The sequence below is a fragment of the Avibacterium sp. 21-594 genome, from assembly GCF_026226815.1.
Taxonomy (GTDB): domain Bacteria; phylum Pseudomonadota; class Gammaproteobacteria; order Enterobacterales; family Pasteurellaceae; genus Avibacterium; species Avibacterium avium.
Genome location: NZ_JAKKOC010000001.1, coordinates 1,409,187 through 1,434,932, shown reverse-complemented (window position 1 = coordinate 1,434,932; position 25,746 = coordinate 1,409,187). Strand labels below are relative to the sequence as shown.

Here is a 25,746-nt window from a genome sequence, read left to right as displayed (position 1 = left end):
GAATGATAAGCTACAACTACTCATCGCCGCGAACTATATCACAATTCATAGTTGATTAAAACCCTCAACCTTTGATTGGTGAGATTGTTATTGGCTATCTAAAAAACGCTGAATAATGCGAATAATCGCGTCAGGTTTTTCGGCGTGTACCCAATGTCCACTGCCGTTAATGGTGAAAGAGCTGGCTTGGGGGAATTGGGCTAAAATCTGCTTGCTATATTCAGGTTGAATATAATCAGATTGTCCACCTTTGATAAATAGAGTAGGGTTGGGATAAAAACAATCCTGCCAATCCATAAGGTGAGAATAGTTTTGTTTCAGTGCGGTCAAATTAAAACGAAATTTTTCAGTAGATTGTGCATCAAAGGATTTCAACATAAATTGCTGAATGCTTTCTTCTGGTATGTGTTGAGCTAATATTGGTTTGGCTTGCTGGCGTGTTTCTGCGTGAGCTTCTTTTACGGCGAAAAGGCCATCAAATACGCTATTATGTCCGTGTTCGCCATATTTCACTGGCGCAATATCAATAACGATCAATTTTTTCACTAAATCAGGGCGAAGGCTTGCCGCTTTCATTGCGGTTTTTCCCCCCATGGAATGCCCGATTAAGATCACCTGTTTAAGATCTAAATGTTCAATAGTGGCTAATAGGTCTTCCGCCATTAAATCATAATTCATTGATTCAGAATGAAAACTCTGTCCGTGATTGCGTAAATCTAGGCGTAAAATAGGGTAATTTTCCGCAAAGGCTCGGGCAATCACCCCTAAATTATTCATATCGCCAAATAATCCGTGAATAAACACTAAGGTTGGGTTGCTAGTAGGTTGTTTTAATTGATGAAATTGAAAATTGAGTAATTGCGTTTGCGACATAATTTTTGCGTGAGTATTTGAAAATAAATCGTTATAATGTTGCAAAAGCGTAAAGAGATCAAGCAACTGGAGAGAAAAAATGAAAATTATTGAAGTAGATGAAGAACTTTATCAATACATAGCCAGCCAAACCCGATCTATCGGTGAAAGTGCTTCTGATATTTTACGCCGTTTACTCAATTTTCCTGCGGTGCGTACTGATCATAATGTGACCTTTGCACCAAACCTTTCTGCTGATAATCAAAGTGCGGTGGAAATTTCCAACGAATTAGCACGAGATAATGAAAAAGTGGAAGAAAAACCAGCCGCAAAAGAAAAAGTGGCAACGAGAAAGCAATCTGATGAGGCGATCCAAAAAATGGTTAGCAAGGTGCGTGAGTTGATCCAGTCCGCTGATTTTCAGCAAGAAAGCAAAGCGGTGGTACGCTTCTTGGCTATTTTACGCGTGCTTTATCGCACCAATCCAGAAAGTTTTGCACAGGCTACGGAATCCTTACAAGGGCGTACGCGCGTGTACTTTGCCCGTGATGAGGGGACATTGTTAATGGCGGGGAATCACACTAAGCCAAAACAAATTCCTAATACGCCATATTGGGTGATCACCAATACAAATAGTGGTCGTAAAATGTTAATGTTGGAAGGTGCAATGCAATCAATGCACTTGCCAGAAGAATTGATTGACGAAGTGCGCACATTTTTCACAGTAAATTAATTGGCATTACAATGACATATCTTTGGCAACATTATGCCGCCCAGCCTGATTATCAACATAAAGTAGCCTTGCGCAATGAGCAAGGCGAACTTTTTTCTTGGCAGCAACTGAGTGAAAAAATTAATACTGTGGCACAGGCATTTTCTCAGCAAGGAGTGAATGTTGGTGAGGGGATTGCCTTATGCGGAAAAAATAGTTTTGCGCTCTTGCTTGCCTATTTAGCAGGGATTCAATTGGGCGCGAGAGTGTTGGGGATTAATCCGGCTTTTCCAGAAGAAAAGATTACCCAATTATGTGAAAATGCGGATGTACATTTTTATTATGATCCTAAGGGCGAAAAAATATTGCAAAATTGCACCGCACTTGTTGTATCCGTTACGGCTTCGCAAGCTAAAAAAAATTGCACGGCGGCTTATGATCCCAATCGTCCAGCGACAATGACACTCACATCCGGTTCAACGGGCAGCCCTAAAGCGGTGGTGCATAGCCTGCAAGGACATTTGGATAATGCGCAAGGCGTGTGCGAATTAATGGCATTTGGGGCAGAAAATGCGTGGTTGCTTTCTTTACCGTTATATCACGTTTCAGGGCAAGGCATTGTATGGCGCTGGTTGCACGCGGGAGCAAGATTGCATTTGCCGAATGAGAATTTTTATTCCGCCGCGGCTGAGGTTTCACATTTATCTCTTGTGCCAACACAATTGCAACGCTTTCTCACTTATTTGCAACAACGTTCTGAACAGACTGAACATACTCAGCACATTTTATTAGGGGGCAGCCATATTCCCCTTGCCTTAACGCAGCAGGCGGCACAATATCGTCTGACTTGTTATTCTGGTTATGGAATGACAGAAATGGCATCCACAGTCTGTGCGAAAAAAAGCGATCAATATCGTGGTGTGGGCTTCCCCCTCAAAGGTCGAGAACTTGCGCTGATTGAGGGAGAAATTTGTTTGCGTGGTGCAGGCTTAGGGCTAGGTTATTGGCAACAGGGTGAAATATTGCCTTTGGTTCAACAGGATGGTTGGCTTCACACCAAAGATCTCGGTGAATGGCAAAATGATGAGCTATGCGTTTTAGGGCGATTAGACAATATGTTTATTTCAGGCGGAGAAAATATTCAGCCTGAAGAAATTGAACGGGTTATTTTGCATTATCCTAAGGTAAAACAAGTTGTTGTCCTGCCTGTGGAAGATATGGAATTTGGGCAACGCCCTGTGGCAATGGTTGAGTTTATTGATGAATTTAGCCAAAGTGCGGTGGAAAATTTACGAATTTGGCTTGCTTCGCGATTAGAAAAATTTAAACAACCGATACACTATTTTCCATTAGATGTGGCACAATGCCAGCAACAGGGAACGATTAAAATTTCACGCAATGCGTTAAAAACAGTATTACAGCAATTAATGGGATAATTGATGAGAGCTATTAAGACCTTCTTTATTTATATCGCGTTTTTGATTTTTGCCAGTTCAGCCTTGGCAGAATTACCTTCTACGCAGCAAATTCAGACACAGCTGACGGCGGCAAAAGAAACAGATCAAACAGATCCCGCGAATAAAACACAAGTGGCTAATTTGGAAGAGACGCTAGATTTTCTCGCCAAAATTGATAAGCAAAAACAAGATTATGCTGCATTAAAAAGTTTAATTAATGATGCACCAAAAAATATTTTAGCAACACAAAATGATTTAGATAAATTAAAAAATAAAGTGTTTCCTTCTGAACAAGAGCTATTAACGCTTTCTTTGTCAGAGTTACAAACGCAATTGATTACCACACAGCAAAACTTACAACAAGTTCAAACCGATTTGGTAGCAATTAATGCACAGTTAGTCAGTCAGCGTGCTGCGCCAGAGCGTGCGCAATCTGCATTGAGTGCAAATTTATTAAGAACGCAAGAAATTGATAAGCAATTATTTAATTTAGCCTCAGATTCTAGTGATAAAATAAAGTTAGATGTAGAACTAGAATATCTGAATCTACAAAATTCTTATAATCAATTATTATTGCAAGGAAATAATGATCTTACTTCCTTATATACTATTCAATCAGAAGAAAAAACCTTACAACAGCAACAGTTACAAAATAAATTGTCTTTGCTTCAGCAAGTCATTAATGAAAAAAACTTGCAAGAAACACGCCAACAGGCAGAACAGTTAAAGCAATCTCAACATAATAACTCAACCACAAATCCAGCCATTTTAGATCAGCAAAATATTAATTTACAAATTAGCCAAGATCTAATTCAAGAAACAACACAATTAAATATTCTTTCGCAAGATAATTTGCGCATTAAAAGTGTATTAGATAATTTACAACAAACGGAACGCAATATTAATGAGCAAATTAGTGCCTTACAAGGCACTTTAGTGCTTTCTCGTATTATCAATAAACAAAAACAATTGTTACCGCAAGATCAAATGATCCAAGGTTTATCTAAACAAATTACGGATCTTCGCGTGAAGATTTTTGATTTAACGGAATCACGAGATAATTTGTATGATACCTCAGGTTATATTGCTAATTTAGCAAAAACGGCGAATACAACCTTTAATGATGCAGAAAAAGCACAACTTAATAATATTTTACAAGAAAGACGAAAACTCTTATCTGATACCATTACTATATTAAATAATCAGCTTAATTTAGCGATTAATATTGAATTGAACCAACAGCAGGTTACCGCAATTAGTGATACCCTGCAAAGCAAATTACAACAGCAAAGCTTTTGGGTAAGAAGTAATCCTCCAATCGATCTTGATTGGGTGGCTAATTTCTTGCCAAAATTACAATTTCAGTTAAAGGATATTTCTAAGTTAATTAGTTTTTCTAACTGGACAGAAAATATTTTTCCTGCGACAGTATCAATTTTATTTTTATTGTCTATTGTGGGATTAATTCAATGGCGAAAGGATAAAATTACACAGCGTTTAGCATTAATTAATAGCCGTATTAATACGTTAAAAGGTGAGCGCCAACGTTATACGCCAGAAGCCATTTTTTGGACGTTAATTTTATGTTTGCGTTCAACCTTTATTTTTCTTTCTACACTCATTTTAATCTTAACTTTTTGTTTTGAAACCCCTGAAGATTTCTTATTATGGGCAGTGAGAATGGCGGGCTATTGGTTATTATTTGCTTTTATTTTAGCAATGTTACGACCAAATGGGTTGGCTTATCGACACTTTAATATGCCTAAAAATAATGTGCAGTTATTTTATTCCGTGTTTAAACGTTCGGTATGGATTAATGCCCTATGGTTAAATGCCGCTATTTTTACCTATTTAGACACAGGCATTACGAATGATGTATTAGGTGAAGTATTAACAATCTTTATTTTAGTCATCACCTTATTTATTGTTGGCCCACGCTTACGCTATGCCGTGACTATTTATCAGCAAACGCAAGAACAGGCAGGTGAACAAAGTCATTTTTTAAGATTTGCAAGATTAGTGTTAGTTATCGCGCCCATTGCCTTAATTGTACTAATTATTATGGGCTATTATTATACCGCATTGAATTTGATGGAACATTTAATGTCTTCTTATTTTGTGTTAGTGATCTGGATGATTGCGCGCGATGTGGTGTATCGTGGCTTTACCGTATCGGCAAGACGCCTTGCTTATCGCCGCTTACAAGAAAAAATTCAGGCGCAACAAGCACAAAAAGAAGAAAATAATAATGATCTTAATTCAGACTATTCCCGCGAAGAAAGCTTAGCTATTTCGCAAGTGAAAAGCCAAGTGAAAAGCGTGGTGGATCTCTTATTATGGCTGGCATTATTTGGCTTATTTTATTGGGTTTGGTCTGATCTCATCACCGTTGCCTATTATTTAGAAGGGGTAACCTTATGGCAACAACAGGTGGTAACAGAAACTGGCACGGTGAGCGAATCAATCACCTTACTGAATTTATTATTTGCTTTGATTATCATCATCGGCACTTATGCGTTAGTGAAAAATATTGGCGGCTTGCTAGAAGTCTTAGTATTTTCACGAATGAGTTTTTCACAGGGAACGCCTTATACCATCACCACCCTGCTGACCTATTTTATTATTGCTATTGGCGGTGGCGCAGCGTTTTCCGTGTTAGGAATGTCGTGGTCAAAATTGCAATGGTTATTTGCCGCACTTTCGGTAGGTTTAGGGTTCGGTTTACAAGAAATCTTCGCCAACTTTATTTCAGGTATTATCATCTTATTTGAACGCCCGGTACGGATTGGCGATGTGGTTACCATTGGGGAATATTCAGGCACGGTATCGAAAATTCGTATTCGTTCCACCACCTTGATCGATTTTGATAAAAAAGAAGTGATCGTGCCAAATAAAGCTTTTGTAACAGAACGTTTGATCAACTGGGCATTGACTGATTCAATGACGCGCGTGGTGTTAAGTGTAGGCGTGGCTTATGGCTCAGATTTAGAATTAGTGAAACGTTTATTATTGCAAGCGGCTGATGAATGTGAATATGTTTTGAAAGATCCAGAGCCTGTGGCATACTTCTTAACTTTTGGCGCAAGTACCTTGGATCACGAACTGCGTGTTTATGTGGGTAACCTAAATGAACGTACCCGAACCATCGATTATGTGAATCGTCGTATTGATGAGCTATTTGCCGCGCATAATGTGGAAATTGCGTTCAATCAGCTTGATGTGTTCATTAAAAATCCAACCACATCGCAAGAAATAAAAATCGTGTCAGAAAATTTAGCGAAATCATAAGGAATAAATAAGGAAAAATAATGGCAGGAAACAGTATCGGACAACTTTTTCGCGTAACCACCTTTGGTGAATCCCACGGCGTTGCCTTGGGCTGTATTGTGGACGGCGTACCACCGGGACTTGAACTTTCAGAGCAGGACATTCAGCCAGATTTGGATCGCCGCAAACCCGGCACTTCACGTTACACCACGCCAAGACGGGAAGATGACGAAGTGCAAATTCTCTCAGGGGTGTTTGAAGGGAAAACCACAGGCACGAGCATTGGAATGATTATCAAAAATGCCGATCAACGCTCGCAAGATTATGGCGAAATCAAAGATCGTTTCCGCCCTGGTCACGCTGATTATACTTACCAACAAAAATACGGCTTGCGTGATTATCGTGGTGGTGGACGTTCTTCGGCTCGCGAAACAGCAATGCGCGTGGCCGCTGGGGCAATTGCGAAAAAATATCTGCGTGAACATTTTGGTATTGAAGTGCGAGGTTATCTTTCACAAATTGGCTCCGTAAAAATTGATCCGAAAACGGTGGAAGACATTGCTCAAATTGACTGGCAACAAGTAAACAGCAACCCATTTTTCTGCCCCGATCCAAGTGCGGTGGAAAAATTTGATGAATTAATCCGCGAGTTAAAAAAAGAAGGCAATTCCATCGGCGCTAAATTAACCGTGGTGGCAGAAAATGTACCAGTAGGATTGGGCGAGCCGGTTTTCGATCGCCTTGATGCGGATTTGGCGCACGCCTTGATGGGCATTAATGCGGTGAAAGGCGTGGAAATTGGTGATGGCTTTGCGGTGGTGGAACAAAAAGGCACGAAGCACCGTGACGAAATGACGCCAGCAGGTTTTTGTTCTAACCACGCAGGAGGAATTTTAGGCGGCATTAGCTCGGGCCAACCGATTATTGCGACCATTGCGTTAAAGCCTACTTCGAGCATTACCATTGCAGGGCGTTCAGTGAATTTGAATAATGAGCCAGTGGAAGTGATCACCAAAGGGCGCCACGATCCTTGCGTAGGCATTCGTGCCGTACCTATTGCGGAAGCAATGACCGCCATTGTTTTACTCGATCACCTATTAAGATTTAAGGCACAATGTAAATGAAAAATTTAACCAAATTATTAAGTGCGGTGCTTTTTTGCGGAATTTTTTCTGCGAGCAGCGCAATGGCAGGCCCTGAATATTGGCAGAAAGTCAAACGCCCTATTGCGGGCGAGCCAACCCCAGTGGGATCTTATAGCAATGGCTGTATTATTGGTGCGCAACCTTTGCCTTTTAATGGCGAAGGTTACCAAGTGATCCGCACCAGCAAAAATCGCTATTACGGACACCCAGATATGATTGCCTATTTGCAACGCTTAGGCAAAAAAGCCAAATCCGCAGGCATTCCAACAATGCTTATCGGCGATATTGCAATGCCGGGGGGCGGACGCTTTTTAACGGGACACGCCAGCCACCAAATGGGCTTGGACGCAGATATTTGGTTACGTTTAGGGCGTTTATCCGATAAAGATGCACAAAATCCAGCGGGAATGGGCTTGTTAGTGGTGGATCGCAAAGCGCAACGTGTTGATGATTCCGTATGGAATGAAAATCACGCCAATTTAATTCGTTTAGCGGCACAAGATAAGCAAGTGGCGCGTATTTTCGTTAATCCTGCGATTAAATTGAAATTATGCCAAACGGTGCGCGGTGATCGCAGTTGGTTGCAAAAAATTCGCCCGTGGTTTGGACATGATTCCCATTTTCACGTTCGCTTAACTTGCCCGAAAGGCGCGACTTACTGCGAAAATCAAGCACCCGTTCCCGCGGGAGAAGGCTGTGGTGATGAGCTATATTCTTGGTTTAAACCAGCGAAACCTTCAACAGGAACAAGCAAACCCAAAGCGCGTCCACCTGAGCCATTTTTATGCCAGCAAGTAAGCCACGCGCCAAACCAAAGCGAATGGTTGGAATAAGCCCTAGAATAACAATTAGAGTAGCAACATAAGAGCGGAAATAGGAGCGAAAAATGGAAATCAGCCTAAATCTTATTGCGTTATTATTTTTAGTGGCATTTATTGCTGGATTTATTGACGCAATTGCTGGCGGCGGTGGTTTAATCACTATTCCTGCCTTATTGATGACAGGCGTTCCCCCAGCGATGGCATTAGGCACGAACAAACTGCAAGCCTGCGGTGGCTCATTTTCCGCGAGCTTTTATTTTTTACGCAAAAGAGCGGTGGATTTAAAAGAAATTTGGCTGCTCGTGCTAATGACCTTCATCGGCGCAGTGCTTGGCACGATCCTTATTCAGTTAGTGGATAGTGCGTTGATTAAAAAAGTCATTCCATTTCTAGTGCTAGCCATTGGCTTATATTTTTTGTTCACCCCAAATTTAGGCGATGAAGATCGGCACAAACGCATTTCTTACGCCACTTTTGCCTTTAGCGCAGGATTTGGAATTGGCTTTTATGACGGTTTCTTCGGGCCGGGAACAGGTTCATTGCTAAGTTTAGCTTTTGTTACGTTGCTTGGTTTTAATCTTGCAAAAGCCACGGCTCACGCCAAAGTGCTAAATTTCACGTCAAATATTGCCGCACTTTTGCTCTTTCTCATTGGCGGACAAATTTGGTGGGAAGCTGGGCTGGTAATGATGTTAGGACAAATTATCGGCGCAAATTTAGGCGCGAAAATGGTGCTAAGCAAAGGCAAGCAGTTAATTCGCCCGATGGTGGTGATAATGTCTTTTATTATGACTGCCAAAATGGCTTATGATCAAGGCTGGTTCGGTTAGTTGAGGTTTTATGACACAACAAAATGATGATGTACGCTTAACCGCTCGCGTGGGCTATGATCCCAAATGGCAATGGGCGTTTTTATTGCCAAAATATTGGGGCGTTTGGCTTGGTATTTTTGCCTTGGCGCTATTCGCCTTTGTGCCTTTTCGCTTAAGGGATAAGATCGCTGCGAAAATTGGCTTACTCGTTGGGCAAAAAGCGAAAAAACAGCGTCATCGCGCAAGGGTAAATTTGCAATATTGTTTTCCTGATTGGACAGAACAGCAGCGCGAAAAAGTAATCGATGAAATGTTTATCACCGTCAGCCAAGTGATGCTGGGCATTGGTGAAATTGCGTTGCGTTCAAAAAAACATCTGCAACAACGCAGCGAATTTATGGGCCTTGAATATATTCAGCAAGCTAAAGCAGCGGGGCATAACATTATTTTAATGGTGCCGCACGGCTGGGCGATTGATGCCTCGGGGATCATTTTGCATACTTACGGAATGCCGATGACATCAATGTATAATCCCCACCGTAACCCATTGGTCGATTGGCTGTGGACGATGACACGCCAGCGTTTTGGCGGCAAAATGCACGCCCGACAAAATGGTATAAAACCCTTTCTTAATGCAGTAAAAAAAGGCGAAATGGGGTATTATTTGCCTGATGAAGATTATGGCGAAGAATTAAGTGAATATGCGGATTTTTTTGCCACTTATAAAGCCACCTTGCCGGGCTTGAATAAAATGGCAAAATTGGCAAAAGCTGTGGTGATCCCTATGTTTCCGCGCTATAACGCAGAGCGTGGTAAATATGAAATGGAAATTCACCCACCAATGCCAATTAGCGAAGAGCCTGCACAAATGGCACGGGAAATGAACAAAGAAATTGAACAATTTGTTACCCCAACGCCAGAGCAGTATGTGTGGATTTTGCGTTTATTAAAAACCCGAAAAGATGGTGCGGATATTTATCGTTAAATTGAATAATCTGTGGTAATATGCGTGCCGCTCTTTTTTATGCAAAACGGTCGAAAATTTGACCGCACTTTAGGTAATAAAATGAACAAACAATTAGAACTGATTAAATCATCGATCAAATCCATTCCAAACTACCCGAAAGAAGGCATTATCTTTCGTGATATTACAAGCCTTGTAGAAACCCCCGCGGCATTCAAGGCGACCATTGATTTAATCGTGGCACAATACAAAGACAAAGGCATCACTAAAGTTATCGGCACAGAAAGTCGTGGTTTTATTTTTGGTGCGCCAGTGGCATTAGCCTTAGATATTCCTTTTGTATTAGTGCGTAAACCGGGGAAATTGCCGCGTGAAACCATTGCGCAATCCTATCAGTTAGAATATGGGCAAGACACCTTAGAAATTCACACAGATTCTATTCAATCAGGCGATAACGTATTGATTATTGACGATTTATTAGCCACAGGCGGCACAGTTGAAGCCACTGTGAAGTTGGTTGAACGTCTTGGTGGTGAAGTGAAAAATGCCGCGTTCGTGATTAATTTGCCAGAACTTGGCGGCGAACAACGCTTACGCAATTTAGGGGTAACCCCGTTCTCATTAGTGAATTTTGAAGGCCACTAATTTATCCTAAGCGAGCAAGGAATGAGTTATCAAGTTTTAGCAAGAAAATGGCGACCGCAAAAGTTCTCCGATGTGGTAGGGCAGAAACCTGTTCTTACCGCACTTGCTAACGGATTAAATGAAAATCGCCTGCACCACGCCTATCTTTTTTCCGGTACGCGTGGGGTGGGGAAAACTTCTATTGCTCGTTTATTTGCGAAAGGGCTAAACTGTGTTGAAGGCGTAACGGCCAATCCTTGTGGCGTTTGCGAACATTGTAAAGCCATTGAAGAAGGGCGCTTTATCGATCTTATTGAAATTGATGCCGCTTCACGCACCAAGGTGGAGGATACCCGTGAATTGCTCGACAATGTGCAATACAAACCTGTACAAGGGCGTTATAAAGTCTATTTGATTGACGAAGTGCATATGCTCTCTCGCCATTCTTTCAATGCCTTGCTGAAAACCCTTGAAGAACCGCCTGAATATGTCAAATTCCTGCTGGCAACCACTGATCCGCAGAAATTGCCGATTACCATTTTATCTCGCTGTATTCAATTTCATCTGAAAGCGCTCGATCAGCAACAAATCGCCGATCATTTGTCCTTTATTTTGCAGCAAGAAAAGATCCCCTTTGAACCCCTTGCCATTGAAAAATTAGCTAAAGCGGCACAAGGTAGTATCCGTGATAGTCTAAGTTTAACCGATCAAGCCATTGCAATGAGCAACGGCAATATTACCCTTGATGCAGTAAATACAATGCTCGGCTTGCTTGATGACAGCCAGCCTATTGATATTTTGTACGCTTTACAGCAGGGCAACGGTGAAGCCTTAATGAAAGCTATTCAAGCGGTGGCGGAAAAAGGCGGCGATTGGGATGAACTGCTAAAAGCGGTGGCCGAAAATCTGCATAAAATTGCAATGTGTCAATTATTGCCACAAGCGCAAATTAGTGATGAAAGCCATATCGGCTTTTTGGCGAAACATCTTCCACCAGAAGATGTGCAGTTTTTCTATCAGATTATTTTAAACGGACAAAAAGAGCTTGCCTTCGCACCAAATCAGCGAATGGGCGTGGAAATGATTTTATTGCGTGCTTTAGCTTTCCACCCTAAATTAATTCAAGCGGCTCCTGCTATGCAGCCAGTGGAACAAGTGAATGAGCGTAATCATTCTGCGCAAAGTGCGGTGCAAAATTCGGTAAAATTAGTGGAGATGCCTGTTGTATCACAACAGATCAAAGCAAATTCAGCGCCACAAACCAAAACAATGCCGTCTGCTAGACAGCCAGTTCGTTCCACACAAAACCCTTCGCCAGTAAGCAAGTCTACTTTAGATGTGCTTGATGCGTTAGATCAGCTTTCTAAGCCTACAACAAGCGAAAAAAAAAACACTAACGCCAATAACGCAAAGCTAGTTTCGGAGCCAGCGGTTTCTCATTCGCAAGAGATCAGCTTGCCTGTGGTAGAACGCAAATTTACACAGCAAAAAAATACGGCACGAGCTACTCATAAGGCTTCTCAGCCGTCTGCTTCTCAATCTTCTATTTCTCAACCGACATCTCAATCAACGACAACGATTCCTCCAATGACAGAGCCTGTGATTGAAAGTGCGGTGCAAAATTCGTCAGATTTTTCTGCTGATCTTGATCAGGAAGAGGATCTCAATTTGCCAGAAAACTACCGCTGGAATTGGAGCAATCCTGAAATGGCACAAGAGCAGGATAGTGCCAGCCCGTCAGAAATCCGCAAAGCCATTTTGGAAAACACCACACCAGAATTAAAAGAAAAAGTGCTTACAATGGCAAAAGCACAGGACAAATGGACGGAAATTATTGAGCAAACAGGCATTTCTGGATTAGTCAAACAAATGGCGATGAATAGCTTTATTGTTTGCCAAGATGAAAATGAGCTCGTTTTGGCCCTGCGTTCAGGCCATCAACACCTTAATGAAGAGCCTATCCGCCGTGAGTTACAACAGGCGTTAAACCATTTTTATCAAAAAGATATTCAACTTATTATTGAAAATAGCGATGATCTCAATCAGCTCACTTCAATGGATCACCGCAAACAAATTTACCATCAGCTAAAAGCCGAAGCACAGCAAGCGCTACAACAAGATCCTAAATTACAGCGCCTATGCGAAGAATTTGATGCTGTGATAGAGTTAGAAACAATCAGGCCAGTATAAAGTGCGGTTGTTTTTAATAAAGATTTGATTAGTTATGAGGATTTTGCAGTAAAATGGTGCGACTAGCTGGACTCGAACCAGTGACCCCCACCATGTCAAGGTGGTGCTCTAACCAACTGAGCTATAGTCGCACTGAATGGAATGGGCAAATCATATATTGTTTTGTTTTTGATGACAAGTAAGTTTTTGATTATTCTCAATAGTTGCTTTAAAGATAAACGATTGCTTAAAAAACTTACAGCTTTTTTACAATTTGTGATCTCGATCTCATTCCATTTTAATCGTATAATAGCCAAAAATTTTAGTTATATGTAATGATCAACGGAGTAAATAATGTCTAGAAGACTAAGACGAACCAAAATTGTATGTACTATGGGGCCTTCTACGGACCGTGGTAACAACCTAGAAAAAATTATCGCAGCAGGTGCTAATGTGGTGAGAATGAATTTCTCTCACGGCACACCTGAAGATCACATTGGGCGTGCGCAACGTGTGCGTGAAATTGCACAAAAATTAGGTAAAACAGTGGCCATTTTAGGGGATTTACAAGGGCCTAAAATCCGTGTTTCTACCTTTAAAGATGGTAAAATTTTCTTAAATATTGGTGATAAATTCGTTTTAGATGCGGAATTGCCAAAAGGTGAAGGTAACCAAGAAGCTGTTGGTTTAGATTATAAAACGTTACCACAAGACGTTGTTCCTGGAGATATTTTATTATTAGATGATGGCCGTGTTCAGCTAAAAGTATTATCTACTGATGGCGCGAAAGTGTTCACTGAGGTAACTGTTGGTGGCCCTCTTTCAAATAATAAAGGGATTAACAAATTAGGTGGCGGTTTATCTGCAGATGCCTTAACGGAAAAAGATAAAGCTGACATTATCACCGCAGCGCGTATTGGCGTGGATTACTTAGCGGTATCTTTCCCACGTTCAAGTGCAGATTTGAACTATGCGCGTCAATTAGCGGAAGAAGCAGGTCTTAAAGCGAAAATTGTCGCAAAAGTAGAACGTGCAGAAACCGTAGTGAGTGATGAAGCAATGGACGATATTATTCTTGCTTCTGATGTGATTATGGTGGCGCGTGGTGATTTAGGTGTTGAAATTGGCGATCCTGAATTAGTGGGCGTTCAGAAAAAATTAATCCGCCGTTCTCGTCAATTAAATCGTGTTGTTATCACTGCAACGCAAATGATGGAATCAATGATCAGCAACCCAATGCCAACCCGTGCGGAAGTAATGGACGTTGCGAATGCGGTGTTAGATGGTACGGATGCGGTAATGCTTTCAGCAGAAACAGCAGCAGGTCAGTATCCTTCTGAAACTGTCGCGGCAATGGCAAAAGTATGTTTAGGGGCTGAAAAAATGCCTAGTGTGAATGTTTCTCGCCATCGTGTGGATCGCACTTTTGATACTATTGAAGAAGCCGTTGCAATGTCCGCTATGTTTGCCGCTAACCATATGAAAGGTGTGGCAGCGATTATTGCGATGACAAACAGCGGACATACGGCGAAATTGATGTCGCGTATTAGTTCTGGCTTACCAATTTTTGCGTTATCACGTCATCAAGAAACCTTAAATCTTTGTGCATTATATCGTGGTGTTGTGCCAGTACATTTCGATCAAGAAAGCCGTACAATCGAAGGCTTAAAAGCAGCGATTCAATTGTTGAAAGATAAAGGGTATTTAGTAACAGGTGATCTTGTATTACTAACCCAAGGTGATCTTTTAACTTCTGGCGGAACAAACACTTGCCGCACATTAGTGGTTGAATAATCTGATTTTTAACCAAAACTGAGTTTGAAAAAGAAAAGTTACCCACAAAAATGGGTAACTTTTTTATTTGATACCTATCAACTTTAGTCGGAATAACATTTCCTCATTTTTCCTACTGATTGTTATAATGACGAAGTTTAATTTTATCGGGAGAAAGCATAATGAGCGTATTTAGCAAAGACCAAGTATTAGACAGATTTCGTTTTCGTGCCGCAACACGTTATTACGATCCAAATAAAAAAGTGAGCTGTGAAGATTTTGATTATATTTTAGAGCTTGCTCGTTTATCACCAAGTTCTGTAGGCTCAGAGCCTTGGCACTTTGTGGTAATTCAAAATCCTGAATTGCGTGAAAAATTGAAGCCTGTGAGCTGGGGAATAGCAACACAACTTGATGACGCGAGTTATGTGGTAGCGCTTTTAGCCAAGAAAAATGCCCGTTACGATTCTGATTATTTTCATAATGCTTTGGTTAAGCGTGGATTAACAGCCGAGCAAATGGAAAAAGCAAAAGAAAAATACCGCACTTTTCAGCAAAATGATATGAAAGTGCTAGAAAGTGAGCGTGCATTATTTGATTGGACAAGCAAGCAAACCTATATTGCCCTAGCAAATATGATGACTGGTGCGGCATTTATTGGCGTGGATAGCTGTCCAATTGAGGGCTTTAACTATGAAGCAGTAAATCAAATTTTAGCAGAAGCAGGTGCGTTTGACCCAGCAGAGTGGGGCGTTTCTGTTATGATAACCTTTGGTTATCGTGCGAAAGAGATTAAAGCAAAATCAAGAAAACCGATGGAAGAATTAGTAACTTGGGTGGAATAAATTTTACTTATTGCGTACTTTCAGTAAGTTCAAAGATTTACATAAAATCACGCAATTTTAATTATTTATTGTAAAATCTTTATTTATCAATAGGTTATTAATGTTTTTAAAGTGCTACTTTTTTGAACGTAAGTAAAAAAATGTAAATAGAGGTTTATTTTTACCTTTTTTTGTTACAGACTATGCGGGCAAACAATAAGTTTGTAAATGATCATTACAAAACTATTTAGGAGAAACAATGAAAAAATCACTATTAGCTTTATTAGTATTAGGAACAAGTTTAGCCGTAACAGGTTGTTTCGACAAAGACAGTAAAGTTCAAGAGCAAGCTAAATCTAGCGTTGCAGAAGCAAAAGACGCAGTAGCTCAAGCAGCTTCAGATGTTAAAGATGCAGCAGTAGAAGCAGCAAAAGATGTAAAAGATGCAGCCGTTGAAAAAGCGACAGAAGTAAAAGATGCTGCGGTAGCAAAAGTTGCTGAAGTAAAAGAATCTGTAACCAATAAAATTACTGATGCTAAAGATGCAGCAGTAGCTAAAGTATCTGAAGCAAAAGATGCCGTTTCTGAAAAAGCATCATCAGTGATGGATTCCGTATCTCAAAAAGCAGATGCAGCAAAAGAAGCAGTAGCAGATAAAGCAGCAGAAGTTAAAGAAGCAGCGGCAGATAAAGCGGCAGAAGTAAAAGACGCAGCAGTAGAAGCTAAAGATGCAGCAGCAGAAAAAGCAGCAGATGTGAAAGAAGCAGCAGCGGATAAAGTAACTGAAGCAAAAGATGCGGCAGCAAATAAAGTAGCTGAAGTAAAAGACGCAGCAGTAGAAGCAAAAGATGCAGCAGCAGCGAAAGCAACTGAAGTTAAAGATGCCGTAGCAGACAAAGCAGCAGAATTAAAACAAGCTGCAGAAAGCAAAGTATCAGAAGCATCTAACGCAGTTTCAGAGAAAGCAGCTGAATTAAAAGAAGCAGTAAAATCTGAATAATTTTGACCCTATCCCAAATTCTGTGTAAACACCCATTTCAACTTAACGGTGATCGTCGAGGCGATCACCAAAATCAATCATAAAACGATTCATTGCCTGTTTCCAGTTTTGAATCGGCATTGTCCATTTCTTTGACACATCTTTCATCGCCAGCCATATTACCTTGAACACCGACTCATCCGTCGGGAATACATTGCGTTTTTTAATGACTCGCCGAATCACGCTATTGAGTGACTCCACCGCATTGGTGGTATAAATCGCTTTGCGAATATCCGACGGATAATCAAAAAATGTCGCGATATTCGCCCAATTCTCCTCCCAACCTCTCGCTACAAGCGGGTATTTTTCCTGCCATTTTTGCGAAAGTGCGGTCAAATTCTCGCGTGCTTGCATCTCCGTCGGGGCTTGATACACCTGTTTTAAATCCGCAGTCACCGCCTTGTAATCTTTCCATGACACATATTTCAAACTATTACGCACCAAATGCACAATGCAAAGCTGAATCTTGGTTTGGGGATAAACGGCATTAATGGCGTCAGGAAAGCCTTTTAAACCGTCCACACACGCAATTAAAATGTCTTTTAAACCGCGATTTTGCAGCTCTGTTAGCACGTTTGCCCAGAACTTCGCGCCTTCGTTTTCGGCAATCCAGAGTCCGAGTAATTCTTTATGCCCCTCCAAATTCACACCCAACGCCACAAAGACGGACTTGTTGATAATCCGCCCGTCTTGACGCACTTTGACCACGATGCAATCCAAATAAACAATCGGATACACCGCATCAAGCGGGCGATTTTGCCATTCCAAGACGCGCTCTTTAACCGAATCTGTCACGCGAGAAATCAAGCTCGTTGACACATCAGCATCATAGAGTTCTTTGAACATTTCGACGATTTCTTGATTGCTTAAGCCTTTGGCATATAAGGCGATAATCTGCTCGTCCATTCCGGTAATTCGGGTTTGGTTTTTCTTGATAAGCTGCGGTTCAAAGGTGCCCTCACGGTCACGAGGGGTATCAATTTCCATTTCACCCTCATCACACATCACAGTTTTGGACGTATAGCCGTTACGCGCATTTTTGCCTTTTCGTGGCTGATGTTTTTCATAACCAAGGTGGTCAGTCAGTTCCGCGTTTAGGGCTGCTTCGACCGTGATTTTTTTGAGCATTCGAGAAAACTGATTAAGGTCTTCCGGCGTTTTGAGGTTTTTGGCAAATTCTGCTGCCAAGGCGTGGAGTTGTTTTTCGTTCATAATAAAATACCTGTATCTAATGTATTATCTCAGAAACAGGCATTTACACAAATTGTGGGAGAGGCTCATAATTTTTGCTAGATATATTTTCATTAGCCCCGCTCAAATTGAGTTGGGGCTTTTTTAGCTTTGATGAAATTGCATTGAATTGCAGGATTTTTTCTATTAAAATCGCCACTTTATTTAGCCACTAACCTTGGTATATTTATGTCCAGCTTGTTTTCTTTTCCTTCTTTTGCTCAACTTTATCCTTATGAAAAACGAGTGTTAAAGCGTACAAGAGAAAAATTGCGTTATTTCGCAAGAACATTTTTATATGCCAAGCAATGTCGGACATTCACTGCCTTTTTAAATGAAAAGCCGTTATGGACAGAATTTTTTAACCAAAATTTATACCGCACTAATGCATTGCTTTATGCTTATTGCGATAAATCTTTTAATGCACAACAACGATTAGAGAGCATTAAGCAACATTTCTTGCTGGCAGAAGAAAAGCTAGGCGAAACATTTTGCCAACAACTAGTTGATCAAAAAACGTTACCATTATCACAATTAACAGAAAAATTATCTTTAAATTTCAATCTTAATCAAATTGATCCTTTAGAAGGTTTTTTCTCTCTGAATATTTATGATCAAGAGAATCAGCGCAGTGTTTACGATGCGTCTTTTACTTTTTTATCGCCAAATCAAATATTGATTGCCTCTATTCAAGGCCCGAAAGGGGAAAGCGCGCAGGATATTGTTCGCCTTGCAACAAAAGAATTATATGGCTTACGTCCGATGTTTATGTTGGTGAATGCCTTTAAAGCATTGGCGAAACAGCTGAATTGTGATTTGGTGGCGATTTCTCATAAGCGCCAAGCCAAATTCCGTTGGAATGATTCTAAACGCTTGATTTTCAACTATGACGAATTCTGGCAAGAAAACAATGGGAAGCTGAATTCACAGGGTTATTGGGCGTTACCGTTAGAGATTGAGCGTAAGCCTTTGGAAGAAATTCAGAGTAAAAAGCGTTCTATGTATCGTAAGCGCTATGAAATGTTAGATAAACTGGAAACCGATTTAAGCGCAGTATTTAACTAAAAATAAGCCCAAAAGTTACCGCACTTTTGGGTTTTGTTTTTTACGGAAATTAGAGTGGAAGTTCTGTTGTGTTTTTGACGGTTTTTAGGGCGATTTCAGATTTGATATTTTTAATACCAATTTCTTTGGTGAGATAACGCATTTTGATGGAATGAAATTCTTCAAGGTCGGAAACAAATAATTTTAGAATAAAATCATAATCTCCTGCCATTAGATGACATTCTGCAATCTGGGGCAGGGATTTCATTTCAAACATAAAGCGTTCGCGGACTTTGAGATCTTCTTCAAAAAATGAACCTAGCACATAAATCACCAGATTGCAGTTAAGTTTTTGCGGATTAAGCAAGGCGACATAATTATCAATCACGCCACTTTGCTCTAATATATTAACTCGGCGTAAACAAGCGGAATTAGATAATCCCACTTCTTTGGCTAACTCGTTATTTTGCAAGCGTCCATTACGTTGTAATGCTCTTAAAATGCGAGTATCGATATTATCAAACACTTTCTTAGCCATACGTTATCCTTGTGTAGCTTTGTGCACGATCGATTATAACAAGATAATCTGGGTAAAACTGTGATCTAGGTTATTGTTTGGCAGATTCTTTGCAAAAAAGCACTTGCGTACAATTTGCTTGTACGCAAGTGTATAGACGTTAGGTGTAAAGTGAAACTTGCACAACGAGTAAGATTGAACCTATCACTAGCAAGCATCCAATCATTGGCATCACAAAACGCACCCATTTGTTAAATGGAATGTTGAGCATTTGCAGAGTAACTAGAACAAGTCCTGTTGGTGCAAGGAATAACATTGCGTATTGCCCCCAGTTGTAGGCAGATACAATGATGTGTCTTGGAATGCCCACGGTGTCTGCAAGTGGTGCCATAATTGGCATTGCAAGCACCGCCAAACCAGATGAAGACGGCACAATCAAACCAAGGAAGATGAAAATCACAAGTTGTGCCAAAATAAACACACTACCCGGTACACCAGAAACCAGTTCTGATGCGTAGGCAAGAATGGTGTCGGAAATCATTCCTTCATCAAGTACAAGGTTTACCCCACGCGCTAAACCGATGATAAGAGAAACCCCTACAAGTTCTGATGCCCCTTCAGTAAAGGCATTGACGATTTCTTTTTCTTTCAGTTTAGAGATAAACATAATGATAATTGTGATGGTAAGGAAAGAAGCCGCCATTTGTGGGAACCACCAGCCTCCGAACATCACTCCCCAAACCATAATTGGAAACGCGATACAGAACAGCATTAAAATGATTTTTCTGCGCGTGGTGAATTCAATGATCTGGGTTGTATCAATGTTTTTCATATATTTTTGGACAAATTCTTCGCGATCTTCATAGGTGTAAGATGCCGTTGGATCGGCTTTTACTTTTTTGCAGTACCAGTAAAGATAAGCGATAACACAAATTGAGCCGAGAATTAGCCCCACAAATCGCCAAGTAATCCCTTCTGTAAATGGAATACCTGCCGCATTGGAAGCGATCACCACAGAGAATGGATTAATGGTGGAAAATGCCGTTCCCATTGATGCAGCAAGGAAAATTGCCCCTACGCAAACTATTGCATCATAGCCCAGAGCAAGAAATACGGGAACGAGAATAGGATAGAAAGCAACCGCTTCTTCTTCAATACCGCAAGTTGTACCGCCAATAACCATTAACACAGATACGCAGAAAACAATTAAAAATTCATTGCCTTTGGTGCGATTGGCCAGTGCGGTTAGCCCCGCATTAAAAGAGCCTGTGCGGTTAATCACCCCGATCATTCCCCCTAAGACGAAGATAAAGACCATAATATCTGCGGCATCAATCGTACCTTGCACCATACTGATAGCAATATCTTGCGGTGTTTTAGGATTTTGTTGAACACGTTGATAAGTTCCCGGAATGGCAATCGGTTTTTTGATTGTGCCTTCGGTGAAGTTTGATAATTCAATTTTAATATTCAAATTATCAAGGGATTCTTTGGTGGCTGGTAAAACGGTATCTTCTTGCTGATAAGTTTTTACCACAAAGACATTATTTGCCGAATTATAAGTGAGCTTGGAATAAGAACCAGCTGGAATAATCCAAGTGAGCGCTACAGCAATAATTAAAATGACAAATAAAATTGAAAATGCTGACGGAAAGTTAAAGGTCTTTTTATGTGCGTTTTCCATAATATACTCCTTTATATACAGCAAGTTATGGTAAGAATACGCTTTATACTGAGATAAAGCGTATTCATTGCTCACCTAATAATAGGTGATGTCTTTGGCTTTTGTTGTAATACGCGTACCCGCTTTACCTTTCACAATGTCCACAATATCAGAAAGTGAACCTATCACAGCATCTTTACCCGTATGTTTAACAAAATTCACCGCTGCTTGCACTTTTGGCCCCATTGAACCAGAAGGGAATGGCATTTCTTCGATCATATCTGGTGGCGCAGTGGCAATAGCTTGCTGATTTTCTTTGCCCCAATTTAGATATACCGCAGAAACATCGGTAGCGATGATAAAGAGATCCGCATCTAAATTCTCGGCTAATAAAGCTGAACAGAGATCTTTATCGATTACGGCTTCAACCCCACAAAGATTATGTTGATCATCATAGTAGGTTGGAATACCACCGCCGCCTGCGCAGATAACGATGCTGCCTTTTTCAAGCAACCATTGAACAGGACGAATTTCAAAAATTCGTTTTGGTAATGGGCTTGGTACAACGCGGCGATATTTATCGCCATCTTGGGCAATTGACCACCCTTTTTCTTTGGCTAATTTATCCGCTTCTTCTTTGGTATAAACTGGCCCAATCGGTTTTGTTGGATTTTGGAACGCAGGATCATTTTTATCCACTTCAACCTGAGAAAGCAAGGTGGCAAACGGCACTTCAAATGGTACAAGATTACCTAATTCTTGTTGAATCATATAACCGATCATTCCCACTGATTCCGCACCCAGTACATCAAGTGGATAAGTTGGCACATCTTTATAAGCCGCGCCTTGTAAGGCTAATAAACCGACTTGTGGGCCATTACCGTGCGCAATGACCAATTCATTATTAGGCCAAATCTTGGCAATTTGTTCGCACGCAATTCTCACATTTTGCCGTTGATTCTCAGCGGTTAATGGCTCACCACGGCGGAGTAGGGCATTGCCCCCTAATGCAATCACTATTCGCATAATATGCTCCTTTTATTCGCTAGGTTAAACTCGCATAAAGCACCGCTTTAATGGTGTGCATACGGTTTTCAGCTTGTTCAAAAGCAATATTCATTGGAGATTCAAACACGTCTTCTGTTACTTCAATACCATTTGCTAATTCAGGATAGGTTTCGGCAATTTGACGTCCTACTTTGGTTTCACTGTTATGGAAAGCAGGTAAGCAGTGCATAAATTTCACTCTTGGATTGCCAGTGCGTTTCATTAATTCTGGGGTAACTTGGTAAGGTAAAAGCAATTTAATACGTTCGCCCCAGCTTTCTAATGGCTCACCCATAGAAACCCATACATCAGTATGTACAAAATCCACATCTTTTACCGCAAGATCAATATCTTCCGTTACGGTAATGCGTGCGCCACTTTCTTGGGCAAATTTTTCGCACATCGCCACTAATTCAGGTTCTGGTAAAAGTGATTTAGGACTACAAATACGCACGTCCATACCTAATTTTGCGCCGATTAATAATAAAGAATTGCCGACATTGTTGCGTCCATCACCAATATAAACATATTTAATTTGAGTGAGTGGTTTATCGCAATTTTCGATCATAGTGAGAACATCGGCGAGCATTTGGGTTGGGTGGAATTCATCGGTTAAACCATTAAACACTGGCACGCCAGCATATTCCGCCAGTTCTTCAACTACAGTTTGTTTGAAGCCACGATACTCAATGGCATCATACATTCGTCCGAGTACACGCGCGGTGTCTTTCATACTTTCTTTATGGCCAATTTGTGAAGATGTTGGATCAATGTAAGTAACATTTGCACCTTGGTCATAAGCGGCCACTTCAAATGCACAGCGAGTGCGTGTTGAGGTTTTCTCAAAAATTAAGGCAATATTTTTACCTTTTAATTTTTGTTGTTCTGTTCCAGCATATTTTGCTCGTTTCAAATCACGAGAAAGATCAAGCAAATAATTAATTTCACGTTCAGAGTGATTAACTAGACTAAGTAAATGTCTATTTTTAAGATTAAACGCCATAATATTTCTCCTTATATGATTGAGAGGAAAGAACTGCATAAAATTATGCAGTGGATACAACACCTTAAGTTGGTATGAATTATAAAAAGAGTGATTTCGAATAGGGTGCGTAATTTACTGTTTGAATGTAAATTTTTCGTACAAAATTCTAAAAAATAAGCAAAATTTATTATTTATTTTCAACAAAAAGCCAAAGGTTTATGTTGTATGGAAATAAAGCAAAAATTCCATAAAAAAGCACCGCACTTTATAAATCACAATGCGAAATGTACGCAGCTGTGCTATCATTAGCGCACTTATAAAAACACAATAAGAGAACGAATAACTATGCAGAAAAATCTCGTGATCACCGTTGATGGGCCGAGTGGCGCAGGTAAAGGGACGCTATGTTATGCCTTAGCGCAAAAGCTAGGCTTTGCCTTGCTAGACAGCGGGGCGATTTATCGTGTTACTGCATTGGCGGCGTTAAAAAAGCAAGTGCCATTAGATGATGAAGCGGCTTTGGCTAATTTGGCTCGTCATTTAGATGTTGAATTTTTACCTGAAGATAATGAAGTTAAAATTATTTTAGAAGGTGAAGATGTGAGCCGTCAGATTCGCACGCAAGAAGTGGCAGAGGCAGCATCTAAAGTAGCCGTATTCCCACAAGTTCGTGCTGCATTATTGCAATTACAGCAAAGTTTTGCCAACGAAAAAGGGCTTATTGCTGATGGGCGTGATATGGGAACCGTAGTTTTCCCCGATGCGCAGGTGAAGTTATTTTTAGATGCTAGCGCAGAAGAAAGAGCGAAAAGACGCTATAAACAGTTGCAAACTAAGGGAATTAGTGGTAACTTTGCACAGATTTTAGCCGAGATAGAAGAGCGTGATTTTCGCGATAGAAATCGCCCCATCGCCCCTTTAAAACCTGCTGAGGACGCGTTGTTGTTAGACAGCACGGAATTAAGTATTGAGGAAGTGATTGCTCAAGCTCTTGATTATATCCGCCAAAAGGTTGATTTTTAAGGCTTAAATTATTTTCGTCAGTTTATTCAAGGAAGGATAAACATTTATTATCAGCCCCACTTTTTATGGATATAAAGTGGACGTTATTAACTAAATTTAGAAGATTAATTATGTCAGAATCTTTTGCTCAACTCTTTGAAGAATCATTAAAAGACCTTGAAACTCGTTTAGGTTCAATCGTTAACGGTACTGTTGTTGCTATTGAAAAAGGCTTCGTATATGTAGATGCAGGTTTAAAATCTGAAGCGCGTATCCCAGCTGAAGAATTCCAAAATGCACAAGGTGAATTAGACGTTAAAGTTGGCGACGTGGTAAACGTTGCGTTAGACGCTGTTGAAGATGGTTTCGGTGAAACTAAATTATCTCGTGAAAAAGCAGTACGTCACGAATCTTGGATCGAATTAGAGAAAGCTTACGAAGATCAAGCAACTGTTATCGGTTTAATCAACGGTAAAGTGAAAGGTGGTTTCACAGTTGAGTTAAACGGTGTTCGTGCATTCTTACCTGGTTCATTAGTAGATACTCGCCCTGTACGCGATGCAGATCACTTATTAGGTAAAGAATTAGAATTCAAAGTAATCAAATTAGATCAAAAACGTAACAACGTTGTTGTTTCTCGTCGTGCTGTAATCGAATCAGAAAACAGCCAAGATCGTGAAGAAATCTTAGCTAACCTAGCGGAAGGCGCAGAAGTTAAAGGTACAGTTAAAAACTTAACTGACTACGGTGCGTTCGTTGATTTAGGTGGCGTTGATGGTTTATTACATATCACAGATATGGCTTGGAAACGTGTTAAACACCCAAGCGAAATCGTGAATGTAGGTGATGAAATCACAGTTAAAGTATTAAAATTTGATAAAGATCGCACTCGTGTTTCTTTAGGCTTAAAACAATTAGGTCAAGATCCTTGGGTTGCTATCGCAGAAAATCACCCAGTTGGCAGCAAATTAACGGGTAAAGTAACTAACTTAACAGATTACGGTTGTTTCGTTGAAATTTTAGAAGGTGTTGAAGGTTTAGTTCACGTTTCTGAAATGGATTGGACAAACAAAAACATTCACCCATCTAAAGTTGTTAGCTTAGGTGATACTGTTGAAGTGATGGTATTAGAAATCGATGAAGATCGTCGTCGTATTTCTTTAGGTTTAAAACAATGCAAACCTAACCCATGGTTACAATTTGCTGAAACGCACAACAAAGGCGATAAAGTTACTGGTAAAATCAAATCAATCACTGATTTCGGTATCTTCATCGGTCTTGAAGGTGGTATCGATGGCTTAGTTCACTTATCTGACATTTCTTGGAATGTACCAGGTGAAGAAGCAGTTCGTAACTACAAAAAAGGTGACGAAGTTTCTGCAGTAGTTCTACAAGTGGATTCAGCAAAAGAGCGTATCTCTTTAGGTATCAAACAACTTGAAGATGATCCATTCAATAACTTCATCGCAGCAAACAAAAAAGGCGCTATCGTAAGTGCTAAAGTTGTTGAAGCAGATGCAAAAGGCGCTAAAGTTGAATTAGACGGCGGTGTTGAAGGTTATATCCGTGCAGCTGACTTAACAAGCGAAGTTGCAGCAGGTGATGTTGTTGAAGCGAAATACACCGGTGTAGATCGTAAAGCGCGTTTAGTTCACTTATCAGTGAAAGCGAAAGATCAAGCTGAAGAAGCGGCAGCAGTTGCAAGCGTGAATAAAGAAGAAGTAGTTATTCCAAACGCAATGGCTGAAGCATTCAAAGCAGCTAAAGGTGAATAATTTTAGTTCCCTTTAAAGTTGGCG

21 protein-coding genes and 1 tRNA gene are annotated in these 25,746 nt (G+C 40.5%); 15 read left to right on the top strand and 7 right to left on the bottom strand.

From position 1 onward, the window contains the following. Positions 1-87: 87 nt before the first annotated feature. Positions 88-873 (bottom strand): alpha/beta fold hydrolase, encoded by a 786-nt coding sequence (locus tag L5B76_RS06750; protein ID WP_250349766.1) that lies wholly within the window; start codon positions 871-873, stop codon positions 88-90. Positions 874-952: 79 nt separating this feature from the next. On the opposite strand from L5B76_RS06750, the gene seqA reads away from it, so the two are divergent. The 9 genes from seqA (at position 953) to dnaX (ending at position 12,844) form a co-directional block, all read left to right on the top strand. After that, positions 953-1,585, top strand: a complete 633-nt coding sequence (seqA, locus tag L5B76_RS06745; protein WP_250349767.1) for a replication initiation negative regulator SeqA — start codon at positions 953-955, stop codon at positions 1,583-1,585. 11 nt (positions 1,586-1,596) lie between these two features. Further along, positions 1,597-3,000 carry an o-succinylbenzoate--CoA ligase gene (gene menE / locus L5B76_RS06740; RefSeq protein WP_265754767.1) on the top strand — a complete coding sequence of 468 codons (1,404 nt, stop codon included), beginning with the start codon at positions 1,597-1,599 and terminating at the stop codon, positions 2,998-3,000. Positions 3,001-3,003: 3 nt separating this feature from the next. After that, positions 3,004-6,309, top strand: a complete 3,306-nt coding sequence (gene mscK / locus L5B76_RS06735; RefSeq protein WP_265754765.1) for a mechanosensitive channel MscK — start codon at positions 3,004-3,006, stop codon at positions 6,307-6,309. A 20-nt stretch (positions 6,310-6,329) separates the two neighbouring features. Further along, positions 6,330-7,412, top strand: coding sequence for a chorismate synthase (gene aroC, locus L5B76_RS06730; protein ID WP_265754764.1), 1,083 nt, complete (start codon positions 6,330-6,332; stop codon positions 7,410-7,412). After that, entirely contained in the window at positions 7,409-8,266 is an 858-nt protein-coding gene (mepA, locus tag L5B76_RS06725) for a penicillin-insensitive murein endopeptidase (protein ID WP_265754763.1), read from the top strand. The genes aroC and mepA overlap by 4 nt, the downstream gene beginning before the upstream one ends. 53 nt (positions 8,267-8,319) lie before the next feature. After that, a complete protein-coding gene (locus L5B76_RS06720) occupies positions 8,320-9,084 on the top strand; it encodes a TSUP family transporter (RefSeq protein WP_115249327.1) in 765 nt (254 codons plus the stop codon). 10 nt (positions 9,085-9,094) lie between these two features. Then, entirely contained in the window at positions 9,095-10,051 is a 957-nt protein-coding gene (gene lpxM / locus L5B76_RS06715; RefSeq protein ID WP_265754762.1) for a lauroyl-Kdo(2)-lipid IV(A) myristoyltransferase, read from the top strand. 81 nt (positions 10,052-10,132) lie between these two features. Beyond that, positions 10,133-10,675, top strand: a complete 543-nt coding sequence (gene apt, locus L5B76_RS06710; RefSeq protein WP_103852691.1) for an adenine phosphoribosyltransferase — start codon at positions 10,133-10,135, stop codon at positions 10,673-10,675. A 21-nt stretch (positions 10,676-10,696) separates the two neighbouring features. Continuing rightward, the gene (gene dnaX, locus L5B76_RS06705; RefSeq protein WP_265754761.1) at positions 10,697-12,844 is read left to right on the top strand and encodes a DNA polymerase III subunit gamma/tau; all 2,148 of its coding nucleotides are present in this window, start codon (positions 10,697-10,699) and stop codon (positions 12,842-12,844) included. Between the two features lie 54 nt (positions 12,845-12,898). On the opposite strand, the gene L5B76_RS06700 is transcribed toward dnaX, so the two are convergent. After that, a tRNA-Val gene (locus tag L5B76_RS06700) sits at positions 12,899-12,975 on the bottom strand. A gap of 202 nt (positions 12,976-13,177) precedes the next feature. Between L5B76_RS06700 and pyk the strand changes: the two genes are divergently transcribed. The 3 genes from pyk (at position 13,178) to L5B76_RS06685 (ending at position 16,420) form a co-directional block, all read left to right on the top strand. Continuing rightward, positions 13,178-14,617 (top strand): pyruvate kinase, encoded by a 1,440-nt coding sequence (pyk, locus tag L5B76_RS06695; RefSeq protein ID WP_265754760.1) that lies wholly within the window; start codon positions 13,178-13,180, stop codon positions 14,615-14,617. Between the two features lie 161 nt (positions 14,618-14,778). Then, positions 14,779-15,441 carry an NAD(P)H-dependent oxidoreductase gene (locus tag L5B76_RS06690; RefSeq protein WP_265754759.1) on the top strand — a complete coding sequence of 221 codons (663 nt, stop codon included), beginning with the start codon at positions 14,779-14,781 and terminating at the stop codon, positions 15,439-15,441. A 238-nt stretch (positions 15,442-15,679) separates the two neighbouring features. Then, positions 15,680-16,420: a hypothetical protein gene (locus L5B76_RS06685; RefSeq protein WP_265754758.1), complete on the top strand. Its 741-nt coding sequence runs from the start codon at positions 15,680-15,682 to the stop codon at positions 16,418-16,420. A 42-nt stretch (positions 16,421-16,462) separates the two neighbouring features. On the opposite strand, the gene L5B76_RS06680 is transcribed toward L5B76_RS06685, so the two are convergent. Beyond that, on the bottom strand, positions 16,463-17,671 hold the full coding sequence (locus tag L5B76_RS06680) for an IS256 family transposase (RefSeq protein WP_265754756.1): 1,209 nt from the start codon (positions 17,669-17,671) through the stop codon (positions 16,463-16,465). 207 nt (positions 17,672-17,878) lie between these two features. Here L5B76_RS06680 and L5B76_RS06675 point away from each other — a divergent pair, with 207 nt between their 5' ends. Continuing rightward, positions 17,879-18,754, top strand: a complete 876-nt coding sequence (locus L5B76_RS06675) for a VirK/YbjX family protein (protein ID WP_265754755.1) — start codon at positions 17,879-17,881, stop codon at positions 18,752-18,754. Positions 18,755-18,803: 49 nt separating this feature from the next. Here L5B76_RS06675 and L5B76_RS06670 read toward each other — a convergent pair whose 3' ends face one another. The 4 genes from L5B76_RS06670 to L5B76_RS06655 form a co-directional block, all read right to left on the bottom strand. Further along, on the bottom strand, positions 18,804-19,271 hold the full coding sequence (locus L5B76_RS06670; RefSeq protein ID WP_103853147.1) for an Lrp/AsnC family transcriptional regulator: 468 nt from the start codon (positions 19,269-19,271) through the stop codon (positions 18,804-18,806). Positions 19,272-19,410: 139 nt separating this feature from the next. Beyond that, entirely contained in the window at positions 19,411-20,934 is a 1,524-nt protein-coding gene (locus tag L5B76_RS06665; protein ID WP_265754754.1) for a YfcC family protein, read from the bottom strand. 75 nt (positions 20,935-21,009) lie between these two features. Continuing rightward, on the bottom strand, positions 21,010-21,939 hold the full coding sequence (gene arcC, locus L5B76_RS06660) for a carbamate kinase (RefSeq protein WP_265754753.1): 930 nt from the start codon (positions 21,937-21,939) through the stop codon (positions 21,010-21,012). A 19-nt stretch (positions 21,940-21,958) separates the two neighbouring features. Continuing rightward, positions 21,959-22,963: an ornithine carbamoyltransferase gene (locus L5B76_RS06655; protein ID WP_103855764.1), complete on the bottom strand. Its 1,005-nt coding sequence runs from the start codon at positions 22,961-22,963 to the stop codon at positions 21,959-21,961. 327 nt (positions 22,964-23,290) lie between these two features. Here L5B76_RS06655 and cmk point away from each other — a divergent pair, with 327 nt between their 5' ends. After that, on the top strand, positions 23,291-23,968 hold the full coding sequence (gene cmk / locus L5B76_RS06650) for a (d)CMP kinase (RefSeq protein WP_265754752.1): 678 nt from the start codon (positions 23,291-23,293) through the stop codon (positions 23,966-23,968). 110 nt (positions 23,969-24,078) lie between these two features. After that, positions 24,079-25,722: a 30S ribosomal protein S1 gene (gene rpsA, locus L5B76_RS06645; RefSeq protein WP_115249335.1), complete on the top strand. Its 1,644-nt coding sequence runs from the start codon at positions 24,079-24,081 to the stop codon at positions 25,720-25,722. The last annotated feature ends 24 nt before the right edge of the window (positions 25,723-25,746 follow it).

Excerpts from the sequence above, each read along its gene's own strand:
- L5B76_RS06750 (WP_250349766.1), bottom strand. The coding sequence starts at position 873 with ATGTCGCAAACGCAATTACTCAATTTTCAATTTCATCAATTAAAACAA.
- arcC (WP_265754753.1), bottom strand. The coding sequence starts at position 21,939 with ATGCGAATAGTGATTGCATTAGGGGGCAATGCCCTACTCCGCCGTGGT.
- cmk (WP_265754752.1), top strand. The coding sequence starts at position 23,291 with ATGCAGAAAAATCTCGTGATCACCGTTGATGGGCCGAGTGGCGCAGGT.
- L5B76_RS06655 (WP_103855764.1), bottom strand. The coding sequence starts at position 22,963 with ATGGCGTTTAATCTTAAAAATAGACATTTACTTAGTCTAGTTAATCAC.
- seqA (WP_250349767.1), top strand. The coding sequence starts at position 953 with ATGAAAATTATTGAAGTAGATGAAGAACTTTATCAATACATAGCCAGC.
- mepA (WP_265754763.1), top strand. The coding sequence starts at position 7,409 with ATGAAAAATTTAACCAAATTATTAAGTGCGGTGCTTTTTTGCGGAATT.
- L5B76_RS06690 (WP_265754759.1), top strand. The coding sequence starts at position 14,779 with ATGAGCGTATTTAGCAAAGACCAAGTATTAGACAGATTTCGTTTTCGT.
- L5B76_RS06675 (WP_265754755.1), top strand. The coding sequence starts at position 17,879 with ATGTCCAGCTTGTTTTCTTTTCCTTCTTTTGCTCAACTTTATCCTTAT.
- lpxM (WP_265754762.1), top strand. The coding sequence starts at position 9,095 with ATGACACAACAAAATGATGATGTACGCTTAACCGCTCGCGTGGGCTAT.
- apt (WP_103852691.1), top strand. The coding sequence starts at position 10,133 with ATGAACAAACAATTAGAACTGATTAAATCATCGATCAAATCCATTCCA.
- menE (WP_265754767.1), top strand. The coding sequence starts at position 1,597 with ATGACATATCTTTGGCAACATTATGCCGCCCAGCCTGATTATCAACAT.
- pyk (WP_265754760.1), top strand. The coding sequence starts at position 13,178 with ATGTCTAGAAGACTAAGACGAACCAAAATTGTATGTACTATGGGGCCT.
- aroC (WP_265754764.1), top strand. The coding sequence starts at position 6,330 with ATGGCAGGAAACAGTATCGGACAACTTTTTCGCGTAACCACCTTTGGT.
- L5B76_RS06665 (WP_265754754.1), bottom strand. The coding sequence starts at position 20,934 with ATGGAAAACGCACATAAAAAGACCTTTAACTTTCCGTCAGCATTTTCA.
- L5B76_RS06680 (WP_265754756.1), bottom strand. The coding sequence starts at position 17,671 with ATGAACGAAAAACAACTCCACGCCTTGGCAGCAGAATTTGCCAAAAAC.
- L5B76_RS06670 (WP_103853147.1), bottom strand. The coding sequence starts at position 19,271 with ATGGCTAAGAAAGTGTTTGATAATATCGATACTCGCATTTTAAGAGCA.
- L5B76_RS06685 (WP_265754758.1), top strand. The coding sequence starts at position 15,680 with ATGAAAAAATCACTATTAGCTTTATTAGTATTAGGAACAAGTTTAGCC.
- dnaX (WP_265754761.1), top strand. The coding sequence starts at position 10,697 with ATGAGTTATCAAGTTTTAGCAAGAAAATGGCGACCGCAAAAGTTCTCC.
- rpsA (WP_115249335.1), top strand. The coding sequence starts at position 24,079 with ATGTCAGAATCTTTTGCTCAACTCTTTGAAGAATCATTAAAAGACCTT.
- L5B76_RS06720 (WP_115249327.1), top strand. The coding sequence starts at position 8,320 with ATGGAAATCAGCCTAAATCTTATTGCGTTATTATTTTTAGTGGCATTT.
- mscK (WP_265754765.1), top strand. The coding sequence starts at position 3,004 with ATGAGAGCTATTAAGACCTTCTTTATTTATATCGCGTTTTTGATTTTT.